Raw genomic sequence first — 20,255 nt, forward strand, 5'->3', positions numbered from 1 at the left:
TGTCTCAGTGGGTGGGCACCCCGAGCCGAGCCGCGACCAGATCCCAGATCGTGTCCGCGACCTCCTCCTTGGGACCGGCGGCGATCGGCGTCTCGGAGCCGTCGGCGCCCAGCACCACGGCCTCGTTGGTGTCCGTACCGAAGGCCAGGCCGTCGCCGACCTCGTTGACCACCAGCAGGTCGCAGCCCTTGCGGGCGAGCTTGGCCCGGCCGTTGGCGAGCACCTGGTCGGTCTCGGCCGCGAAGCCGACCACCAGCTGCCCCGGGTGCGACCGGTGGCCGGAGAGCTCGGCGAGGATGTCCGGATTGCGCACCAGGGCGACCGGCGCGGGCGCCACGTCGTCCTTCTTCTTGATCTTCACGGCGACGTACTCGGCCGGCCGGAAGTCGGCGACGGCGGCGGCCATCACCACCACGTCGGCCTCGGCGGCCGCCTTCACGGCCACCTCGCGCAGCTCCAGCGCGGTGGAGACCTTGATCACATCGACGCCGGCCGGGTCCGGCAGCCCGACGTTGGCGGCCAGCAGGGTGACCCGGGCGCCGCGCGCGGCCGCGGTGACGGCGAGCGCGTAGCCCTGCTTGCCGGAGGAGCGGTTGCCCAGGTACCGCACCGGGTCCAGCGGCTCGCGGGTGCCGCCGGCCGAGACCACCACGTGGCGGCCCGCCAGGTCGGGCACCACAGGACCGCGGGCCAGCACCCGGCGGCAGGCGGCGAAGATCGCGTCCGGGTCGGGCAGCCGGCCCTTGCCGGTGTCCACCCCGGTCAGCCGGCCCACCGCGGGCTCCAGCACGATCGCGCCGCGCCGGCGCAGGGTGGCCACGTTCTCCTGGGTGGCGGCGTGCTCCCACATCTCGGTGTGCATCGCGGGCGCGAAGACCACCGGACAGCGCGCCGTCAGCAGGGTGTTGGTGAGCAGGTCGTCGGCCAGCCCGTGGGCCGCCTTGGCCAGCAGGTCGGCGGTGGCGGGGGCCACCACCACCAGGTCGGCGCGCTGCCCGATCCGCACGTGCGGGACCTCGTGCACCCGCTCCCAGGTCTCGGTGGCGGCCGGGCGCCCGGAGAGCGCGGCCCAGGTGGCCTCGCCGACGAAGTGCAGCGCCGCCGCGGTCGGCACCACGGTCACCTGGTGCCCGGTCTCGCTGAACCGGCGCAGCAGCTCGCACGCCTTGTAGGCGGCGATCCCGCCGCTGACACCGAGGACCACACTGGGCTGCCGCACCGGGCTCGTCTCCGTCACGCGTTCACCTTAGGGCCTGCGTCCGGTCCTGCGCCGGGCCCGCCCTGACCAGCGGCCCGGAACAGCGGCCCTGACCAGCGGCCCGGAGCAGCGCGAAGGCCCGCCGGACGAGTCCGGCGGGCCTTCGCGGAGCGCGGTGCCGTCAGGCGGCGTCGACGGCCTCGGCGGTGAGCATGCCGGCGTTGATCTCGCGCAGCGCGATCGACAGCGGCTTCTCGTGCACGTGGGTGTCGACCAGCGGGCCGACGTACTCCAGCAGACCCTCACCGAGCTGCGAGTAGTACGCGTTGATCTGACGCGCGCGCTTGGCCGCGTAGATCACCAGGCTGTACTTCGAGTCCGTGGCCTCGAGCAGCTCATCGATCGGCGGGTTGATGATGCCCTCGGGCGCGGTCATGGAAGAGGACACGGAAAACCTTCCGAAAAGATGACGGAGAACAGTTCCTGATTCGATCCGACCGAATCACCGGCAGGCCACCAGACCAACAGGCCACCACACCAACAGACAGGTGAACCAGCAGGCAGGTGAACCAACAGGCGAGTACGCCAACAGGCATTCGGTTGAATCACACAGATCGAATCAGTTTACACCGAGCAAGGCTAGCAGCTCGGCCGCGACCTGCTCGACCGAGGTGTTCACCAGCGTGGTGTCGAACTCCGGCTCGGCGGCCAGCTCGATCCTCGCGGCGGCCAGCCGCTCGTCGATGACCTCCTGCGGCTCGGTGCCGCGCCCGGTGAGCCGGCGCACCAGCTCCTCCCAGCTCGGCGGGGCCAGGAAGACCAGCTGGGCTTCGGGCATCGACTCGCGCACCTGGCGGGCGCCCTGCAGGTCGATCTCGAGCAGCACGGGCTCGCCGCGCTCCAACCGCTCCTCGACCGCCGCACGCGGGGTGCCGTACTTGTTGCCGGCGAAGACGGCCGACTCCAGCAGTTCGCCGTTTGCGACCAGCTTGTCGAACTCGTCGTGGTCGACGAACTGGTAGTGGACCCCGTCCTTCTCGCCGGGTCGCGGATGCCGGGTGGTGGCCGACACCGAGAGCCAGACCTCGGGGTGCTGCTGCCTCATATGAGCGACGACCGTGCTCTTGCCGACCCCCGAAGGGCCGGAGAGCACGGTCAGCCGCGGACGTTCACTCATACAGCGATTATCCCGGATCCTGGACGAACCGGAGACCACCAGGAAAGGGGTACTGCCGGATCAGGACGGAGTGCCACCGAACTCGCGCTCCAGCGAGGCGATCTGGTTGCTCCCGAGGCCGCGGACCCGCCGGCTCTCGCTGATCCCGAGGCGCTCCATGATCTGCTTGGCACGAACCTTGCCGACACCCGGCAGGCTCTCCAGCAGTGCGGAGACCTTCATTTTGCCGATGACCTCGTTGTCGGCCTTGCCGGCCTTGATCACCTCGTGCAGGGAAGCGCCCGAGTGCTTGAGCCGGTTCTTCACCTCGGCGCGCTCCCGGCGAGCCTCGGCGGCCTTGGCCAGCGCGGCCGCGCGCTGTTCAGGGGTAAGGGGCGGAAGAGCCACGCCGTTCACCTCAGGGTCTGGAAGGAATTGAAGTGCTAGGACATAGGTCGAACCAAGGGCCTGCCACTGCCCGTTCGGGCTGTGGCCGCAGTGGAACCCAGCTGCTCTGACCTGCGAGAGCAACAAGATTCGCACCGCCCTGGGCACCTACCGCCGGACACTACCCGGATTGCGCGCCCGCGTCAGGAAAAGAAGCCGAAAAGTCCTGGTCAGCACCGGTAGCCCAGGACTTTTCGGGAGAAAACGGCCCGGTTTGGGCCCTGTTCGTCAAGCGAGTGTGACAGCCCTCACATCGTCGACGAAGCGCTGCGCGGCCTCCCGGAGGGCGCTGACCGAGGGTCCGCGCCTGAGCACGTCGCGCGAGACGCTCGGTACCACGTCAGGTACGGCCGCACCGAAGACGCGCGGCAGGTCGGCCATCGTCGCGCCCTGGGCACCGATCCCGGGGGCCAGCAGCGGACCGTTGATCGCCAGGTCCACCCCGGCGTCGGCCAGCGTCGCGCCGACCACCGCGCCGAACGAACCCAGCGGCTCCGCACCGGCGTTCTCGGCCGCCAGGTGGCGCAGCACCCGCTGGGCCACGCTCACCCCTTCCGCGGACTCGGCGCGCTGCACCTCGAAGCCCTCGGGGTTGGAGGTGAGGGCCAGCGCGAAGATGCCGCAGCCGTGCTCGCGGGCCAGGTCGAGCGCCGGGCGCAGCGAGCCGTAGCCGAGGTAGGGGCTGACGGTCAGGGCGTCGGAGAAGAGCGGGCTGTCCGGGCGCAGGAAGGCATCGGCGTAGGCGGCCATGGTGGAGCCGATGTCGCCGCGCTTGGCGTCCATCACCACCAGGGCGCCGGCCGACCGGGCCTCGGCGACGGTGCGCTCCAGGACCGCGACGCCCTTGCTGCCGAAGCGCTCGAAGAAGGCGGCCTGCGGCTTGAGCACGGCGACCCGGTCGGCCAGCGCCTCGACCACGGTGCGGCTGAAGGTCTCCAGGCCCGCCAGGTCGTCGCCCAGTCCCCAGGCGGAGAGCAGGGCGGCGTGCGGGTCGATGCCGACGCAGAGCTGGCCGCGGTCGTCCATGGCCTGGCGCAGCCGGGCGCCGAAGGGGGCGAGAGTCATGAGGTCCTTTCAGGACGGACGGGGGCGGTGGGCGAACCCCACCGCGTCGGTGTACTTGGCGAAGCCGCGGTGGGCGAGCTCGGTCCGGAGCTCGGCGAGGATCCGCCGCGGCGCGGCCGGGTCGTGGAACAGGGCGGTCCCCACCGCCACGCCGCTCGCCCCGGCCAGGGTGAACTCCAGCGCGTCCCGCCCGCTGCGGATGCCGCCCATGCCGAGGATCGGCACCCGTGGGATCCGTCCGGCCAGCATCGCGGCGTGCACCTCGTAGACGCAGCGCACCGCGATCGGCCGCAGCGCGGGCCCGGAGAGCCCGCCGGCTCCGGCCGCCAGCGCCGGGCGCAGCGTCTCCAGGTCGACGGCGAGGCCGAGGGCGGTGTTGATCATCGACAGGCCGTCCGCCCCCGCGTGCGCGCAGGCGGCGGCGATCTCGGTGATCGAGGTGACATCGGGCGAGAGCTTGGCGTAGAGCGGCAGTGCGGGGTCGGCGACCTGGCGCACGGCCCGCACCACGTCGTAGGAGGTGGCCGGATTGCGACCGAAGACCAGGCCGCGATCGGCCAGGTTGGGGCAGGAGATGTTGAGTTCGAGCCCGACCACGCCGGGCTGCCCGGCCAGCCGCTCGGCACTCTCGGTGAACTCCTCCAGCCGCTGCCCGGCGATCGAGACCAGCACCCGCGCGCCTCGCTCGGCCAGCCAGGGCAGCTCGTGCCGCGTGAAGTGCTCGATCCCCGAGCCCGGCAGGCCGATCGAGTTGAGCATGCCCGAGGGGGTCTCGGCCATCCGCGGGGTAGGCCCGCCGGCCCGCGGGTAGGGCATGATCGTCTTGGTGGTGACGGTGCCCAGCTCGTCCAGCGGGACGAACCGGGCCAACTCCCGCCCGTAGCCGGCGCAGCCGGAGGCGGTGCTGAGCGGATTGGGCAGGGTGAGCGCGCCGAGCGGGGCGCTGAGGTCGACGTCCTGCGGCTCCATCAGGCCCGCACCTCCATCCCGGCGGCGCCGTCCAGGTCGGCGGGCACCGTGCCGATGTCCGCCCAGCGCACCCGGGCGCCCTCGAAGACCGGCCCGTCGGTGCAGGCCCGCACGAAGCGGCTGCGGCCGTCCTCGCCGACCACCGGCAGCACGCAGGTCATGCAGATCCCGGTGCCGCAGGCCATCGCCGCCTCGACGGCTGCGTGGGTGCGCACCGCCTGCTCGGCGGCGATCGCGGTGACCTCGCGCAGCATCGCCGTCGGACCGCAGGCGTAGACGACGCCGGCCCCGATCGCCCGGATCGCCTCGGCCAGCGGATCGGTGGCCCGGCCCGCCAGGCCGAGCGAGCCGTCCTCGGTGAGCACCAGGACGTCCTGGGTGAGCGCCCTGGCCTGTTCGACGCCGTAGAGCCGCCCGGCGGTGGCGGCGGCGAGCAGGAAGCCGACCTGGCCGCCGCGCCGCTGGATCTCGGCGCCCAGCGCGAAGAGCGGGGCGGAGCGGCGGCCGCCGGCCACCAGCAGCGCGCTGACCGGGCCGTCCGGCAGCGGGAACGGGGTGCCGAGCGGGGCGATCAGGTCGAGCCGCTCGCCGACCCGGACGGCGGCCAGCTCGCGGGTGCCGGCGCCGCGCACGGCGATCACCAGCTCCACGGTGCCGGCCGCCGGGTCCGCCCGGTGGATCGAGAAGGCCCGGCGCAGCGGCAGCGCCGAGTTCGCGCCGCCCACCGCCAGGGTGGCGAAGTGCCCGGGGCGCACCCGCTGCGGCACGCCGGGGGCGTGCAGCACCAGGCGCTGGCAGGCCCCCTCGGGATGGTTGGCGAGCACCTCGGCCCGCAGCTGCAGGGGGTTGGCCATTCCGTGGCCCCTTTCGACCGCTCTGGCTGCTCGGACCGATCGCCGGCCGGTCCGGTCGGTCCGGTCGGCGATCGGTCCGGTCGGTTCACCGGCTCCCGGCACTCTGCCAAACCGGTCCGCCGGCTGTCACATTGCCCCGGTTTATGACATATCGTCAGATGATCAGTCGGTGATCGGCGCTCGATGACCGGCGCCCGGTGACCGGTGCCCGCTGCTCAGGCCCCCGAGCCCACCGCCTCCGCGATGCTCCGGAAACCGGCCCGCCGCAGCCGCAGTCCCAGGCCCTTGTGCACCCGGCGCATCCAGAACGGCCCCTCGTAGATGAAGGCGCTGTAGCCCTGCACCAGGTCGGCCCCGGCCAGGATCCGCTGCCAGGCGTCCTCCGCGCTCTCGATCCCGCCGACCGAGACCAGGGTCAGCCGCCCCTCGGTCCGCTTGCGCAGCCGCTTCAGCACCTCCAGCGAGCGCCCCTTCAGCGGTGCGCCGGAGAGCCCGCCCATGCCGATCTGCTCGACCCGGTCGGCCGGCGCCCGCAGCCCGCCGCGCCCGATCGTCGTGTTGGTCGCGATGATGCCGTCCAGCCCCAGCTCCAGGGCCAGGTCGGCGACCGCGTCCACGTCCTCGTCGGCCAGGTCGGGTGCGATCTTCACCAGCAGCGGCACGTGGTGCGCCGTGCTGCGGTCGGCGGCCGCGCGCACCGCGCTCAGCAGCGGGCCCAGGTGGGAGACGGCCTGCAGGTTGCGCAGCCCCGGGGTGTTCGGCGAGGAGACGTTGACCACCAGGTAGTCCGCGTACCGCGCCAGCCGCTCGGTGCTCTTCACGTAGTCGGCGACCGCGTCGGCCTCCTCGACCATCTTGGTCTTGCCGATGTTGACGCCCACCACCGGGGAGAGCGAGCCGCGCAGGCGCTGCGCGAGGCGGGCGGCGACCCGGGCCGAGCCCTGGTTGTTGAAGCCCATCCGGTTGATCAGCGCGCGGTCCTCGACCAGCCGGAACAGCCGCGGCGCCGGGTTGCCGGGCTGCGGCTCACCGGTGACCGTGCCGATCTCCACGTAGTCGAAGCCGAGCATCGCCAGGCCGTCGATCCCGACCGCGTTCTTGTCGAAGCCCGCGCCGAGCCCGAACGGCCCCGGCAGGTCGAGCCCCAGCGCGGTGGTGCGCAGCGCCTGGTCGCGCGGCGCCAGCACCAGCGCGACCAGCTGCCGCAGACCCGGCACCGAGGCGGCCAGCCGGACCCAGAAGAACGCCAGGTGATGGGCCTTCTCGGGATCCATCTTCCGGAAGACCAGGTTGAAGAGCAGTTTGTACACGCTTGCGGCGCCTTCCTCACATGGGAGTGGGAGGCACCCGGACACGGGCGCCTCCCACTCAGGATCCTGCTACTTGCGGCTGGAGTTGATCAGCGCCGCGTGCTCCTGCAGCGACATCACCCCGACGTCGCCGCGGGTCAGCGCGTCGATGCCCTGCACCGCCGCGCCCATCGCCTGCACGGTGGTCAGGCAGGGCACGCCCCGGGAGACCGCGGCGGTGCGGATCTCGTAGCCGTCCAGGCGGCCGCCGGTGCCGTAGGGGGTGTTGATGATCAGGTCGACCTCGCCGTCGTGGATCAGCTGCACGATGGTCCGCTCGCCGTTCGGGCCCTCGCCCTCGCTGTGCTTGCGCACCAGCGTGGAGGGGATCCCGCCGCGCTGCAGCACCTCGGCGGTGCCGGCGGTGGCGAGCACCTCGAAGCCAAGCTCGACCAGCGCGCGGGCCGGGAAGACCAGGTTGCGCTTGTCGCGGTTGGCCACCGAGACGAAGACCTTGCCCTTGGTCGGCAGCGCGCCGTAGGCGCCGGCCTGGGCCTTGGCGTAGGCGGTGCCGAAGACCGTGTCGATGCCCATGACCTCACCGGTCGAGCGCATCTCCGGGCCGAGCACCGTGTCCACGCCGCGCCCGTGGATGTCGCGGAAGCGGCTCCACGGCATCACGGCCTCCTTGACCGAGATCGGGCAGTCGGCCGGAAGCGTGCCGCCGTCGCCCTCGGCCGGGAGCAGGCCCTCGGCGCGCAGCTCGGCGATGGTGGCGCCGAGCGAGACCCGGGCGGCGGCCTTGGCCAGCGGCACCGCGGTCGCCTTCGAGGTGAACGGCACGGTCCGCGAGGCGCGCGGGTTGGCCTCCAGCACGTAGAGGATGTCGCCGGCCAGCGCGAACTGGATGTTGATCAGACCGCGCACCCCGACGCCCTTGGCGATGGCCTCGGTGGAGGTCCGCAGCCGCTTGATGTCGTAGCCGCCCAGGGTGATCGGGGGCAGCGCGCAGGCCGAGTCGCCGGAGTGGATGCCGGCCTCCTCGATGTGCTCCATCACGCCGCCGAGGTAGAGCTCGGTGCCGTCGTAGATCGCGTCGACGTCGATCTCCACCGCGTCGTCCAGGAAGCGGTCGATCAGCACCGGGTGCTCGGAGATCAGGCCGGCGTGCCGCTCCAGGTAGGAGGCGAGGCTGGCCTCGTCGTAGACGATCTCCATGCCGCGCCCGCCGAGCACGTAGGAGGGGCGGGCCAGCACCGGGTAGCCGATCTCGTCGGCGATCGCCTTGGCCTCCTCGAAGGAGAAGGCGGTGCCGTGCTTGGGGGCCGGCAGGCCCGCGTCGCGCAGCACCCGGCCGAAGGCTCCGCGCTCCTCGGCCAGGTCGATCGCCTCGGGCTGGGTGCCGACGATCGGCACGCCGTTGTCCTTGAGCGCCTGCGCCAGGCCCAGCGGGGTCTGGCCGCCGAGCTGCACGATCACGCCCGCGAGCGGGCCGGCCTGCGTCTCCGCGTGGACGATCTCCAGCACGTCCTCCAGGGTGAGCGGCTCGAAGTAGAGCCGGTCGGAGGTGTCGTAGTCGGTGGAGACGGTCTCCGGGTTGCAGTTGACCATCACGGTCTCGTAGCCGGCCTCGGCGAGCGCGAAGGAGGCGTGCACGCAGGAGTAGTCGAACTCGATGCCCTGGCCGATCCGGTTCGGGCCGGAGCCGAGGATGATCACCGCGGGCTTGGTGCGCGCCGCGACCTCGCTCTCCTCGTCGTAGGAGGAGTAGAAGTACGGGGTCCTGGCGGCGAACTCGGCGGCGCAGGTGTCGACGGTCTTGAAGACCGGGCGGATCCCCAGCGCGTGCCGCACCTCGCGGACCACGTCCGGCTTGAGGCCGCGGATCTCGCCGATCTGCTGGTCGGAGAAGCCGTGCCGCTTGGCGTGGCGCAGCAGCTCCGGGTCCAGCTCGGGGGTCTCGGCCAGCTCGGCGGCGATCTCGTTCAGCAGGAAGAGCTGGTCGACGAACCAGGGGTCGATCTTCGTCGCGTCGAAGACCTCCTCCTGGGTGGCGCCGGCCCGGATCGCCCGCATCACGGTGTTGATCCGGCCGTCGGTCGGGACCTGCGCCTTCGTCAGCAGCTCGGCCTTGTCGCCCACCTCGCCGACCCAGGTGAACTGCGAGCCCTTCTTCTCCAGCGAGCGCAGCGCCTTCTGCAGCGCCTCGGTGAAGTTGCGGCCCATCGCCATGGCCTCGCCGACCGACTTCATGGTGGTGGTCAACGTGGCGTCGGCGCTCGGGAACTTCTCGAAGGCGAACCGCGGGACCTTGACCACCACGTAGTCCAGCGCCGGCTCGAAGGAGGCCGGCGTCTGCTCGGTGATGTCGTTGGGGATCTCGTCCAGCGTGTAGCCGACGGCCAGCTTGGCGGCGATCTTGGCGATCGGGAAGCCGGTGGCCTTGGAGGCGAGCGCGGAGGAGCGCGAGACGCGCGGGTTCATCTCGATCACGATCACCCGGCCGTCCACCGGGTTGACCGCGAACTGGATGTTGCAGCCGCCGGTGTCCACGCCGACCTCGCGGATCACCGCGATGCCGATGTCGCGCAGGATCTGGTACTCGCGGTCGGTCAGCGTCATCGCCGGGGCGACGGTGATCGAGTCACCGGTGTGCACGCCCATCGGGTCGAAGTTCTCGATCGAGCAGACCACCACGACGTTGTCGTTGCGGTCGCGCATCAGCTCCAGCTCGTACTCCTTCCAGCCGAGGATGGACTCCTCCAGGAGCACCTCGGTGGTCGGCGAGAGGGCCAGGCCCTGCCCCGCGATCCGGCGCAGGTCCTCCTCGTCGTGCGCGAAGCCGGAGCCGGCGCCGCCCATGGTGAAGGAGGGGCGGACCACGACCGGGTAGCCGCCGAGCGTCCCGACGCCCGCCAGCACGTCGTCCATCGAGTGGCAGATCACCGAGCGGGCCGACTCGCCGTGGCCGATCTTGGCCTTGACGGCCTCGACGACCTCCTTGAACAGCTGGCGGTCCTCGCCCTTGTTGATCGCCTCGACGTTGGCGCCGATCAGCTCCACGCCGTACTTCTCCAGCGTGCCCGCCTGGTGCAGCGAGATCGCGGTGTTCAGCGCGGTCTGGCCGCCCAGGGTGGGCAGCAGGACGTCGGGGCGCTCCTTGGCGATGATCCTCTCGACGAAGTCCGGGGTGATCGGCTCGACGTAGGTCGCGTCGGCGATCTCCGGGTCCGTCATGATCGTCGCCGGGTTGGAGTTCACCAGGATGACCCGCAGGCCCTCGGCCCGCAGCACCCGGCAGGCCTGGGTGCCGGAGTAGTCGAACTCGGCCGCCTGGCCGATCACGATCGGGCCGGAGCCGATGACCAGAACGGACTTGATGTCAGTGCGCTTGGGCACGGGTCAGCTCCCTGCGGTGGTGCGGGTCATCGGCTCTACGCCGTGCTGGTCTCGTTCGCCTCGCATGAGTTCGACGAAGCGATCGAACAGGTAGGCGGCGTCGTGCGGGCCGGCCGCCGCCTCGGGGTGGTACTGCACGCTGAAGGCGGGCGTGTCCAGGCACTGCAGGCCCTCCACCACGTCGTCGTTGAGGCAGACGTGGGAGACCTCGGCGCGCCCGAACGGGGTCTCGCTCACCCTGTCCAGCGGCGCCTCGACGGCGAAGCCGTGGTTGTGCGCGGTGACCTCGACCTTGCCGGTGGTGCGGTCCTGCACCGGCTGGTTGATGCCGCGGTGGCCGTACTTCAGCTTGTAGGTACCGAAGCCCAGCGCCCGGCCGAGGATCTGGTTGCCGAAGCAGATGCCGAAGAACGGGGTCTTGCGGCCGAGCACCTCGCGCAGCACCGCCACCTGGTGGTCGGCGGTGGCCGGGTCGCCCGGGCCGTTGGAGAAGAAGACGCCGTCCGGCGCAACCGCGTAGAGCTCCTCGGCGGTCGCGTTCGCGGGCAGCACGTGCACCTCGATGCCGCGCTCGGCCATCCGCTGCGGGGTCATCGCCTTGATCCCCAGGTCCAGGGCGGCGACGGTGAACTTCTTCTCACCCACCGCCGGGACCACGTAGGGCTCGGTGGTGGCGACCTCGGCGCACAGGTCGGCGCCCTTCATCTCCGGGGCCTGCTGCACCCGGGCGAGCAGCTCGGCGGGCTCGGCCAGCGCCGGACCGGAGAAGATGCCGACCCGCATCGCGCCGCGCTCACGCAGGTGGCGGGTGAGCGCGCGGGTGTCGATCCCGCTGATGCCGACCACGCCCTGGGTCGCCAGCTCGTCGTCGAGCGAGCGGCGCGAGCGCCAGTTGGAGGGCACCCGGGCGGGGTCGCGGACCACGTAGCCGGCCACCCAGATCCGCTGCGACTCCGGGTCCTCGTCGTTGACGCCGGTGTTGCCGATCTGCGGGGCCGTCATGACCACCACCTGGCGGTGGTAGGACGGGTCGGTCAGGGTCTCCTGGTAGCCGGACATGCCGGTGTTGAAGACGGCCTCGCCGAAGGTCTCGCCGATCGCGCCGTACGCCTGGCCGCGGAAGCTGCGACCGTCCTCCAGGACCAGCACGGCGGGCACACGCTCCCGCCAGGGGCGCGGCGTGGTGGGGGCAGGTGCGGTCATGGTGTTACGCCTTCCGTCTTCGTCGTACGTGTTGCCGTCGTTCGATCGGCCAGGCCCGCGATGGCCGCGACCCAGGCCGCGTGCTCGTCCGGGTGGTCCAGCCGGAACCCGGACTCCAGCCCGGTGCCGCCCAGCCGCCAGCCGACCACCAGCAGGCCGGCCGGCACGACCTTGCCGGCGATGCCGGAGTCGGTCCGGGCGCCCGTCAGGTCCTCGGCCGGCAGCCAGAGGTCCTCAGCACCTGGGCGGCTGACCAGCAGACCGCGCTCGGTCAGGGTCAGCTCCGCCAGGCTCCGCAGGCCCAGGCCGTGGGCCACCACCCGCTCCAGCCAGCTCCCGGCCAGGGTGCTGCCGTGGTAGCGGCCACCGCTCTCCAGGATGGGCGCGCCGCGCTCGGCCGGCACGGCGGGCGGCGCGACCAGGTCGGACTGCAGGGTGCGGCGCCAGTTCCAGCCCTGGCGCATCAGCCAGTAGACGACCGCGACCACGATCAGCAGGCCGACCGTCCAGCCGATGTAGCTGGGCCAGTCGTGGACCTTGGCCTTCTCCATCGCGATCAGGCCGGCGCTCATGCGGGCCGGCCCGGCTCGACCAGCTCGCCGGCCAGCACCGTGGCCACCCCGCGCAGGAAGGTGGCGTGCACCCGTCCGGGCAGGTCGAGCCCGCGGTAGGGGGTGTTGCGGCTGCGGGTGGCGAAGCTGTCCGGGTTCACGGTGCCACGGTACGCGGGATCGAAGAGCACCAGGTTGGCCGGCTCACCGACCGAGACGGGGCGCCCGTGGCCGGTCAGCCGGCCGATCCGGGCGGGGCGGTGCGACATCCGGTCGGCGACACCCTCCCAGTTCAGCAGGCCGGTGTCGACCATCGCCTGCTGCACCACCGAGAGCGCGGTCTCCAGGCCGACCATGCCCATCGCGGCGGCGGCCCACTCGCAGTCCTTGTCCTCCGCGGGGTGCGGGGCGTGGTCGGTGGCCACCGCGTCGATGGTGCCGTCGGCCAGCGCCGCGCGCAGCGCCCGCACGTCCTCGGCGGTGCGCAGCGGCGGGTTCACCTTGTAGACCGGGTCGTAGGAGCGGACCAGCTCGTCGGTGAGCAGCAGGTGGTGCGGGGTCACCTCGGCGGTGACGTCCCAGCCCTTGTCCTTGGCCCAGCGGATCAGCTCCACCGAGCCGGCCGTGGAGACGTGGCAGACGTGCAGCCGGGAGCCGACGTGCGCGGCGAGCAGCACGTCGCGGGCGATGATCGCCTCCTCGGCGACGGCCGGCCAGCCGCCGAGCCCGAGCTCGCCGGAGACCTGGCCCTCGTTCATCTGGGCGCCCTCGGTCAGCCGCGGCTCCTGGGCGTGCTGGGCGACCACGCCGTCGAAGGCCTTCACGTACTCCAGCGCGCGGCGCATGATCACCGCGTCGTCCACGCACTTGCCGTCGTCGGAGAAGACCCGCACCTGGGCGGCCGAGTCGTGCATCGCGCCGAGCTCGGCGAGCTTCTTGCCCTCCAGGCCCACGGTGACGGCGCCCACCGGCCGCACGTCGCAGTAGCCGGAGGCCTGGCCCAGTCGCCAGACCTGCTCGACCACGCCGGCGGTGTCGGCCACCGGGAACGTGTTGGCCATCGCGTGCACCGCGGTGTAGCCGCCCTTGGCGGCGGCCTGGGTGCCGGTCAGCACGGTCTCGGCGTCCTCGCGCCCGGGCTCGCGCAGGTGGGTGTGCAGGTCCACCAGGCCGGGCAGCGCGATCAGGCCGTGCGCGTCGATGTCGACGTCGGCCTCGATGGCCAGGTCGGTGCCGATGGCACGGATCACGCCGCCGTCGAGGTGGATGTCCTGCGCGGGGCCGCCGAGGATCTGGGCGTTGCGGATCAGGTAGCTGGTCACTGGGCGGCCTCACTGGTGCTGGTGCTGGTGCTCGTACTGGTGCTCGTACTGGTGCTGGTGCCGGTGCCGGTGCCGGCGGGATCGGCCTGGTGGTCGGCGAAGACCGCGCCACCGAGCAGGAGGTACAGGACGGCCATCCGGACCGAGACGCCGTTGGCGACCTGCTCGACCACGGTGCAGCGCGGCGAGTCGGCGACCTCGGCGGTGATCTCCATGCCGCGGACCATCGGGCCCGGGTGCATCACGATGGCATGCTCGGGCAGCTTGGCGAGCCGGCCGGCGTGCAGGCCGTAGCGGCGCGAGTACTCACGCTCGGTGGGGAAGAACGCGGCGTTCATCCGCTCGCGCTGCACCCGGAGCATCATCAGCGCGTCGGTGCCGGCGAGCGCGGCGTCCAGGTCGTAGGAGATCTCGCAGGGCCAGTTCTGCACGCCGATCGGCAGCAGGGTGGGCGGGGCCACGAAGGTCACCTGGGCGCCCAGGGTCCGCAGCAGCAGCACGTTGGAGCGGGCGACCCGGCTGTGCAGCACGTCGCCCACGATGGTGACGCGGCGCCCGCTCAGGTCCTTGCCGATGCCGGGGTTGAGGTGCCGGCGCATGGTGAAGGCGTCCAGCAGGGCCTGGGTGGGGTGCTCGTGGGTGCCGTCACCGGCGTTGATCACGCTGCCGTGCAGCCAGTCGGACTGGGCCAGGCGGGCGGGCGCGCCGGAGGCGTGGTGCCGGATGACGACCGCGTCGGCGCCCATCGCCTGCAGGGTCAGCGCGGTGTCCTTCAGGCTCTCGCCCTTGGCCACCGAGGAGCCCTTGGCGGCGAAGTTGATCACATCGGCGCTCAGGCGCTTCTCGGCGACCTCGAAGGAGGTCTTGGTGCGGGTGGAGTCCTCGAAGAACAGGTTGACGACGGTGCGGCCGCGCAGCGTGGGGAGCTTCTTGACGGCCCGCCCGGAGAGCTGGGCCAGCTCCTCGGCGGTGTCCAGGATCAGCAGCGCGTCGTCGCGGCTGAGATCGGCGGCGGAGACGAGGTGACGCATGTGAGGGGGATCTCCCGGGTCATTCAGCGGGGTTCGGGGCGGCCAGCGCCTGCGAGCTGCGGGCGGCGTAGTCGCGGTCGCCGACCAGGACGGCGTCCATGCCGTCGGCGTCGGAGAGCCGGACCTGCACGGCCTCGCGCAGCGAGGTGGGCAGGTTCTTGCCCACGTAGTCGGCGCGGATCGGCAGCTCGCGGTGGCCGCGGTCGACCAGGACGGCGAGCTGCACCGCGCGGGGGCGGCCGATGTCGCCCAGCGCGTCGAGCGCGGCGCGGATGGTGCGGCCGGAGAAGAGCACGTCGTCGACCAGGATCACCAGCTTCCCGTCGATCCCGCCGGCCGGGATCTCGGTGTGCTCCAGGGCGCGGGCGGGCTTGAGCCGCAGGTCGTCCCGGTACATGGTGATGTCGAGGGTGCCCAGCGGGATCTCACGGCCGGTGATCTGGGTCAGCCTGGCGTGCAGCCGGCGGGCGAGGTGGACGCCGCGGGTGTGGATGCCGAGCAGCACGACGTCCTCGGCGCCCTTGGCGCGTTCGACGATCTCGTGCGCGATCCGGGTGATCACCCGGGCGATGTCCGCACCGTCCAGCACCTGGTGCGGCGGACGCGGAGTGTCAATGTGTGTGGTCATGCCGAAGCGGACCTCCTTCCCCGCCTCACTGGACGGGCCTTAAAGGATGTCTGACAGATGGCTCCCCGAATGCGCAGGAGTCCTGGTCCAGGGTACCAGGGCGATCATGAGCCGCCCGACATCCGTTGTGTCGTGTTCACGCAGAGGTAGCAGACCATTCGCACGGCTGCCCCATTCGGCTTGACGCAGCTACCTTACTCTACGTAACCTCACAGTGAGTTACGGAACAGACGTCGAACCCACCGGTAGGGCGTCACGGGAAACAGGGTCACCCCTCCACTCCGCCGCAACTGAAACGATCAAGAAATTCTCGTCCGGGGAGAACAATGTCCAGCGACTACGCGAAGCAGCTCGGAGGCAAACTCCGTGCTATCCGCACTCAGCAGGGGCTCTCCCTGCACGGCGTCGAGGAGAAGTCCCAGGGGCGCTGGAAGGCGGTCGTCGTCGGCTCCTACGAGCGTGGCGACCGTGCTGTGACGGTGCAGCGGCTGGCCGAACTGGCCGAGTTCTACGGCGTCCCGGTGCAGGAGCTGCTGCCCGGCGGCACCCCGGGTGGCGCGGCCGAGCCGCCGCCGCGCCTGGTGCTCGACCTGGAGAGACTGACCCAGGTGCCTTCCGAGAAGGCCGGCCCGCTGCAGCGCTACGCGGCCACCATCCAGTCCCAGCGCGGTGACTACAACGGCAAGGTGCTGTCGATCCGCCAGGACGACCTGCGCACCCTGGCCGTGATCTACGACCAGTCGCCGTCCATCCTCACCGAGCAGCTGATCAGCTGGGGCGTGCTGAACTCGGACGCCCGGCGCGCGGTGCGCGAGGAGGACGCGAGCTGACCCGCTCGCGGCCTCGGCCCAACTGAAGAAACGTCACGGCGCGGTCCCGGGGGACCGCGCCGTCGGCGTGTCCGCGCACGCCCGGCGCGCGCGGTGCGGCGCGCGGTGCGGCGCGCGGTACGGGTGGTACGGGTGGTGCGGGGGGTGGGTCAGGCCTGCGCGCGGGGCGCGCGGGCCAGCTGGCGCGACTGCGCGACCAGTCGGCCGGTCGAGTCCCAGATCTCGCAGTCCTCCTCGAAGTAGCCGCCGGCCAGGTTCCGGGTCGCGTGGCTGACCCGCAGCCGGCCCGGGGCCGGCAGCGCCCGCAGGTGCACGGTCAGCTCGATGGTGGGGGCCCAGCCGGGCAGCCCGAGGTCGAAGGTGACCGGCGGCAGCGCGTCGGCGGCCAGCAGCAGCGAGAGCGGGTCCGGCTCGCGGCCGTCGGCCAGCTTGAACCAGCCCTGGATCCGGCCCACGCCGGCCGGCGCTCCGACGGCCCAGCCGACGGTGGCCGGGTCGAGCCGCAGGTCGAAGCGCTCCAGCAGGGCGGCCTGGGTGATCAGCTGCGGCGGCGCGTGCTCCATGCCGATGCACTGCTCGACCGGGGGCAGCTCGGGCGCGGCGGCCGAGGTCCGCACCTCGCCCGTGAGCGCGGCCAGGTCACCGTAACTGGCGAGCACTCTGAGCCGCTCGACCTGGCTGCCGTCGGCCTCCCACTGGTGGAGCGAGGCGGTCGCGGTGGCGAGCGAACGGCCGCGGCGGACGGTCTCGGTGCGCACCGAGAACGGACCCGGGCGGGAGGCGGAGAGGTAGTAGCAGCTGATCGAGAGCGGATCGGGGTGCCCGGGCAGCTCCTGGCGCAGCGCGTTGGCGGCGACGGCCAGCAGCAGCCCACCGTTGATCCCGCCGCCGATCTGCCAGCCCTCCCCCAGTTCGCCGAGGTGGCACCCCGGCTCAGCCGGGTCGGGTTCGAGGGCGATCGCCTGGTCGAACTCACTGCTGATCGCGGTCACAGAGGTCATGGGAAGGCGCCCTTCGCGTTAGCTACTGATCAGTAACAACATACGCGCGATGGCGGCCGGACCGGAAGGTCCGACCGCCATCGCAGGGCGTCGGGTGCGGGCCACCGACCCGGCGGAGCGTCAGCGGACGGCCCCCGCGCGAGTGGGGAGCCGGCGCCGCCTCAGTCCCGGCGGATCGTCGGCTTGAGCTCCATGAAGCGGGCCAGCAGCCCGTTCACGAAACCCGGCGAGTCGTCCGTGGAGAACTCCTTGGCGATCTCCACCGCCTCGTCCAGGACGACCGCGTCCGGAACGCCGTCCTCCCAGATCAGCTCGTAGGCGCCGAGCCGCAGGACGTTGCGGTCCGCGGCCGGCATCCGGTCGAGCGTCCAGCCGACCGCGTAGGTCGAGATCAGCTCGTCGATCCGGCGGGCGTGCTTCACATAGCCCTCGACCAGCTGCATGGTGTACTCGCCGACCTGCGGCACACCCTCGTCCGGCTTGGGTTCCCGGGCCCGGGCGACCCAGCCGGCGAGCACCGACAGCGGGTCGACGTCCCGGCCGTCGGCCTCGAAGAGGATCTGGAAGGCGTGCGTACGCGCCTTGGTGCGTGCTGACGCCACGGTTACTTGTTCACCCGGCCGAGGTAGCTGCCGTCGCGGGTGTCGACCTTGATCTTCTCGCCGGTGGTGATGAAGAGCGGCACCTGGATCTCGGCACCGGTCTCCAGGCGGGCCGGCTTGCTGCCGCCGGTGGAGCGGTCGCCCTGCAGGCCGGGCTCGGTGAACTCGATGACCAGCTCGACGGAGGCCGGCAGCTCGATGTAGAGGGGGGCCCCCTCGTACATCGCGACCAGGGCCTCGAAGCCCTCCAGCAGGTAGTCGGCGGCGCCGCCGACGACCTTCGGGTCGACGAAGACCTGGTCGTAGGTGTCCGTGTCCATGAACACGAACTGCTCGCCGTCCTTGTACGAGTACTGCATGCCGCGCTTGTCGACGCTGGCGGTCTCGACCTTGGTACCCGCGTTGAACGTCCTGTCGACGACCTTGCCGCTCAGCACGTGCTTGAGCTTGGTGCGCACGAAGGCGGGACCCTTGCCCGGCTTGACGTGCTGGAACTCGACGACGGTCCACAGGCCGTTGTCGAGGTTGAGGACCATGCCGTTCTTGAGATCGTTCGTGGAAGCCACGGGCGCACTTACTCCTGATATAGCTGTCAAGGAACCAAGGGTGCGCGCCTGCCCCCACCGAAGCCGGTGGTCACAGGGCGAGGAGCTCCTTGGTGGTGATGGTGAGCAGCTCGGGACCGCCCTCTTCGAGGGGGCGCACCACGAGCGTGTCCTCGATCCGGACCCCGCCACGGCCCGGGAGGTGTACCCCAGGACCGACGGTGACCGGCACGCGATTGTCCAGTTTACCCATCTCCGCGGGGCCCAGCTGCGGCGCCTCCCGCACCTCGAGGCCGACACCGTGCCCGAACGGCCGGGGCGGCTGCTCCTCGTGGCCTCCGGCCCGCAGCACTTCACGGGCCGCGCGGTCCGGCGCGCTGGTCAGCACCCCCGGCGCCAGCGCCTCGCGCCCGGCCCGCTGGGCCTCGAAGACCAGCCGGTGCAGCTCGACCTGCCAGGCCGCGGGGGCCGCGCCGATCACGAAGGTCCGGGTGGTGCGGACCGAGTAGCCGCGGTACTGCGCGCCGAGCGAGACGGTCAGGAAGTCGCCCTCCTCGACCCGCCGGTCGGTGGGCTGGTGGCTGCCGCGCCCCGAGTGGCTGCCGGTGCCGACCGAGACGGGGTAGCCCGCGCGGTCCGCCCCGTGGTCGATCATCCGGCGCTCCAGCTCCATCGCCAGGTGCCGCTCGGTGCGGCCGACCAGGATCGACTCCAGCAGCTCGCCGAGCGCCTGGTCGCCGATCTCGGCGGCGATCCGCAGCTCGCCGAGCTCCTGCTCGTCCTTGACCACCCGCAGCCGTTCCACCGCGCGGCCCAGGTCGAGCAGCCGGACCCCGGCGGCCGGCGCGGCGAGGGCCCGGTGGCGGCTGACGGTCAGGTCGTGCTCCTCCACCGCGAGGTCGGCGACGTGGAAGCGGGCGGCTGCCTCGGCGGCGGCCTCGGCGGTGTCCTGGTCGGGTGCGGCCGTCAGGCGCGGCAGGTCGGCGGCGTAGGGGTGCTCGCCGGTGTCGTCGGGCGGCAGCTCGGCGGGCAGCACGAGCAGCGCGCGCTCGCGAGTGAGCAGCAGCGTGGCGCCGCACGGGGCGCAGCCGGTCAGGTACCGGACGTTGGCGGGCCTGGTGATCAGCGCCGCGTCCGCCCCGCCCGCGCTGCAGTACTCGCTCAGCCGCTCCCGGCGGGCCGCGTGGGCATCGGACATGTACGGAAGCCTAGGCAGGCCGGCCCCGGCGCGCCTGTTCTGCTGGGCCGGGCGGGCGAGGCTCGAAATGACGGTCCGTCATATAAGCTGCCCCGCGCGGCATCAGCGTGTGCGGCAGGCCATCGAGCGTTGCGGAGGATCACCGTGTCCGAGTCGGATGTGCTGGACGACTGGGAGCCCGTGGAGGTCGACACCACCGTCGCCCACTCGGCCCGGGTCTACGACTACTGGCTCGGCGGCAAGGACAACTTCCCGGCGGACCGGGAGCTGGCCGAGCAGATCATCGCCGCGGTGCCGAACATGCGGGCGATGGCCCGGGCCAACCGGGACTTCCTGGCCAAGGCGGTCGGCCATCTGGTGACCGAGGGCGGCATCCGGCAGTTCCTGGACGTGGGCACCGGCATCCCGACCGCCGGCAACACCTTCGAGGTGGCCCAGGCGCTGGCTCCCGAGAGCCGGGTGCTCTACGTGGACAACGACCCGATCGTGCTGGCGCACGCCCGGGCGATGATCTCCAGCCACCCGGCCGGCCGGACCTCGTTCATCCTGGGCGACCTGCGCGAGCCGGCCGACATCCTGGCCCACCCGGTCTTCGCGAGGATCATCGACCGCAACCGGCCGATCGGCCTGCTGCTGATCGCGGTGCTGATGCTCTTCAAGGACGCCGAGGACCCGTGGGCGATGGTCCGCACGCTCATCGACGCGCTGCCCTCCGGCAGCTACGTCGCGCTGACCCACCCGACCGGCGACTTCGCACCCGAGGCGGTGGCGGTCGCGGTGCGGGCCGCCGAGCACGCGCACGTCACGCTGACCCCGCGCTCGCGCGAGCAGGTGGGGCGGTTCCTGACGGGCCTGGAGCTGGTCGGGCCCGGCGTGGTGCCGGTGCTGGGCTGGGGCGAGGTGGCGGACGGGGTCGACATCGAGTCGGCGTACTACTACGGCGCGGTGGCCCGCAAGCCGTAGGCGC

At 72.0% G+C, this 20,255-nt stretch carries 20 protein-coding genes; 2 read left to right on the forward strand and 18 right to left on the reverse strand.

The genetic code is table 11. The features are described 5' to 3' along the window. Positions 1-4 precede the first annotated feature (4 nt). The 14 genes from coaBC to pyrR all read right to left on the reverse strand — a co-directional run bounded on the left by coaBC (position 5) and on the right by pyrR (position 15,112). Positions 5-1,219, reverse strand: a complete 1,215-nt coding sequence (gene coaBC, locus OG455_RS05980) for a bifunctional phosphopantothenoylcysteine decarboxylase/phosphopantothenate--cysteine ligase CoaBC (protein WP_266300672.1) — start codon at positions 1,217-1,219, stop codon at positions 5-7. Positions 1,220-1,379: 160 nt separating this feature from the next. Beyond that, a complete protein-coding gene (gene rpoZ, locus OG455_RS05985) occupies positions 1,380-1,646 on the reverse strand; it encodes a DNA-directed RNA polymerase subunit omega (RefSeq protein WP_035840778.1) in 267 nt (88 codons plus the stop codon). Positions 1,647-1,817: 171 nt separating this feature from the next. Continuing rightward, the gene (gmk, locus tag OG455_RS05990) at positions 1,818-2,375 is read right to left on the reverse strand and encodes a guanylate kinase (protein ID WP_266290962.1); all 558 of its coding nucleotides are present in this window, start codon (positions 2,373-2,375) and stop codon (positions 1,818-1,820) included. A gap of 60 nt (positions 2,376-2,435) precedes the next feature. Further along, on the reverse strand, positions 2,436-2,762 hold the full coding sequence (gene mihF / locus OG455_RS05995) for an integration host factor, actinobacterial type (RefSeq protein ID WP_266290964.1): 327 nt from the start codon (positions 2,760-2,762) through the stop codon (positions 2,436-2,438). 267 nt (positions 2,763-3,029) lie between these two features. Continuing rightward, a complete protein-coding gene (pyrF, locus tag OG455_RS06000) occupies positions 3,030-3,866 on the reverse strand; it encodes an orotidine-5'-phosphate decarboxylase (protein WP_266290966.1) in 837 nt (278 codons plus the stop codon). A 9-nt stretch (positions 3,867-3,875) separates the two neighbouring features. Continuing rightward, positions 3,876-4,835 (reverse strand): dihydroorotate dehydrogenase, encoded by a 960-nt coding sequence (locus OG455_RS06005; RefSeq protein WP_266290968.1) that lies wholly within the window; start codon positions 4,833-4,835, stop codon positions 3,876-3,878. After that, complete coding sequence (locus tag OG455_RS06010) at positions 4,835-5,689, reverse strand: dihydroorotate dehydrogenase electron transfer subunit (RefSeq protein WP_266290970.1); 855 nt, start codon at positions 5,687-5,689, stop codon at positions 4,835-4,837. The genes OG455_RS06005 and OG455_RS06010 overlap by 1 nt, the downstream gene beginning before the upstream one ends. Before the next feature lie 215 nt (positions 5,690-5,904). Then, positions 5,905-6,999, reverse strand: a complete 1,095-nt coding sequence (locus OG455_RS06015) for a quinone-dependent dihydroorotate dehydrogenase (RefSeq protein WP_266290972.1) — start codon at positions 6,997-6,999, stop codon at positions 5,905-5,907. 69 nt (positions 7,000-7,068) lie between these two features. Next, complete coding sequence (gene carB, locus OG455_RS06020; RefSeq protein WP_266290974.1) at positions 7,069-10,377, reverse strand: carbamoyl-phosphate synthase large subunit; 3,309 nt, start codon at positions 10,375-10,377, stop codon at positions 7,069-7,071. 3 nt (positions 10,378-10,380) lie between these two features. Next, on the reverse strand, positions 10,381-11,580 hold the full coding sequence (gene carA / locus OG455_RS06025; protein ID WP_266290976.1) for a glutamine-hydrolyzing carbamoyl-phosphate synthase small subunit: 1,200 nt from the start codon (positions 11,578-11,580) through the stop codon (positions 10,381-10,383). After that, a complete protein-coding gene (locus OG455_RS06030; protein WP_266290978.1) occupies positions 11,577-12,152 on the reverse strand; it encodes a hypothetical protein in 576 nt (191 codons plus the stop codon). The genes carA and OG455_RS06030 overlap by 4 nt, the downstream gene beginning before the upstream one ends. Beyond that, entirely contained in the window at positions 12,149-13,453 is a 1,305-nt protein-coding gene (locus OG455_RS06035; protein ID WP_266290980.1) for a dihydroorotase, read from the reverse strand. The genes OG455_RS06030 and OG455_RS06035 overlap by 4 nt, the downstream gene beginning before the upstream one ends. Further along, positions 13,450-14,484: an aspartate carbamoyltransferase catalytic subunit gene (locus tag OG455_RS06040; RefSeq protein ID WP_266290982.1), complete on the reverse strand. Its 1,035-nt coding sequence runs from the start codon at positions 14,482-14,484 to the stop codon at positions 13,450-13,452. The genes OG455_RS06035 and OG455_RS06040 overlap by 4 nt, the downstream gene beginning before the upstream one ends. Before the next feature lie 19 nt (positions 14,485-14,503). Then, positions 14,504-15,112, reverse strand: a complete 609-nt coding sequence (gene pyrR / locus OG455_RS06045; protein WP_266290984.1) for a bifunctional pyr operon transcriptional regulator/uracil phosphoribosyltransferase PyrR — start codon at positions 15,110-15,112, stop codon at positions 14,504-14,506. Between the two features lie 326 nt (positions 15,113-15,438). On the opposite strand from pyrR, the gene OG455_RS06050 reads away from it, so the two are divergent. Continuing rightward, positions 15,439-15,942, forward strand: a complete 504-nt coding sequence (locus OG455_RS06050; protein WP_035840801.1) for a transcriptional regulator — start codon at positions 15,439-15,441, stop codon at positions 15,940-15,942. Positions 15,943-16,091: 149 nt separating this feature from the next. Here the strand turns inward: OG455_RS06050 and OG455_RS06055 are convergent, their stop codons facing one another. From OG455_RS06055 to OG455_RS06070, 4 genes are all read right to left on the reverse strand, one after another. Beyond that, a complete protein-coding gene (locus tag OG455_RS06055) occupies positions 16,092-16,943 on the reverse strand; it encodes a thioesterase family protein (RefSeq protein ID WP_266290989.1) in 852 nt (283 codons plus the stop codon). A 161-nt stretch (positions 16,944-17,104) separates the two neighbouring features. Continuing rightward, a complete protein-coding gene (gene nusB, locus OG455_RS06060; RefSeq protein ID WP_266290990.1) occupies positions 17,105-17,545 on the reverse strand; it encodes a transcription antitermination factor NusB in 441 nt (146 codons plus the stop codon). A 2-nt stretch (positions 17,546-17,547) separates the two neighbouring features. Next, positions 17,548-18,111: an elongation factor P gene (efp, locus tag OG455_RS06065; RefSeq protein ID WP_266290991.1), complete on the reverse strand. Its 564-nt coding sequence runs from the start codon at positions 18,109-18,111 to the stop codon at positions 17,548-17,550. Positions 18,112-18,181: 70 nt separating this feature from the next. Continuing rightward, positions 18,182-19,288, reverse strand: a complete 1,107-nt coding sequence (locus OG455_RS06070; protein WP_266290992.1) for a Xaa-Pro peptidase family protein — start codon at positions 19,286-19,288, stop codon at positions 18,182-18,184. Positions 19,289-19,432: 144 nt separating this feature from the next. Between OG455_RS06070 and OG455_RS06075 the strand changes: the two genes are divergently transcribed. After that, positions 19,433-20,251 carry an SAM-dependent methyltransferase gene (locus tag OG455_RS06075; protein ID WP_266290994.1) on the forward strand — a complete coding sequence of 273 codons (819 nt, stop codon included), beginning with the start codon at positions 19,433-19,435 and terminating at the stop codon, positions 20,249-20,251. The last annotated feature ends 4 nt before the right edge of the window (positions 20,252-20,255 follow it).

Source organism: Kitasatospora sp. NBC_01287, assembly GCF_026340565.1.
Classification (GTDB): Bacteria; Actinomycetota; Actinomycetes; order Streptomycetales; family Streptomycetaceae; genus Kitasatospora.

Coding starts and splice junctions, on each gene's coding strand:
- OG455_RS06010 (WP_266290970.1), bottom strand. CDS start 5,689: ATGGCCAACCCCCTGCAGCTGCGGGCCGAGGTGCTCGCCAACCATCCC.
- OG455_RS06050 (WP_035840801.1), top strand. CDS start 15,439: ATGTCCAGCGACTACGCGAAGCAGCTCGGAGGCAAACTCCGTGCTATC.
- pyrF (WP_266290966.1), bottom strand. CDS start 3,866: ATGACTCTCGCCCCCTTCGGCGCCCGGCTGCGCCAGGCCATGGACGAC.
- OG455_RS06070 (WP_266290992.1), bottom strand. CDS start 19,288: ATGTCCGATGCCCACGCGGCCCGCCGGGAGCGGCTGAGCGAGTACTGC.
- OG455_RS06005 (WP_266290968.1), bottom strand. CDS start 4,835: ATGGAGCCGCAGGACGTCGACCTCAGCGCCCCGCTCGGCGCGCTCACC.
- gmk (WP_266290962.1), bottom strand. CDS start 2,375: ATGAGTGAACGTCCGCGGCTGACCGTGCTCTCCGGCCCTTCGGGGGTC.
- carA (WP_266290976.1), bottom strand. CDS start 11,580: ATGACCGCACCTGCCCCCACCACGCCGCGCCCCTGGCGGGAGCGTGTG.
- pyrR (WP_266290984.1), bottom strand. CDS start 15,112: ATGACCACACACATTGACACTCCGCGTCCGCCGCACCAGGTGCTGGAC.
- OG455_RS06030 (WP_266290978.1), bottom strand. CDS start 12,152: ATGAGCGCCGGCCTGATCGCGATGGAGAAGGCCAAGGTCCACGACTGG.
- OG455_RS06040 (WP_266290982.1), bottom strand. CDS start 14,484: ATGCGTCACCTCGTCTCCGCCGCCGATCTCAGCCGCGACGACGCGCTG.
- OG455_RS06055 (WP_266290989.1), bottom strand. CDS start 16,943: ATGACCTCTGTGACCGCGATCAGCAGTGAGTTCGACCAGGCGATCGCC.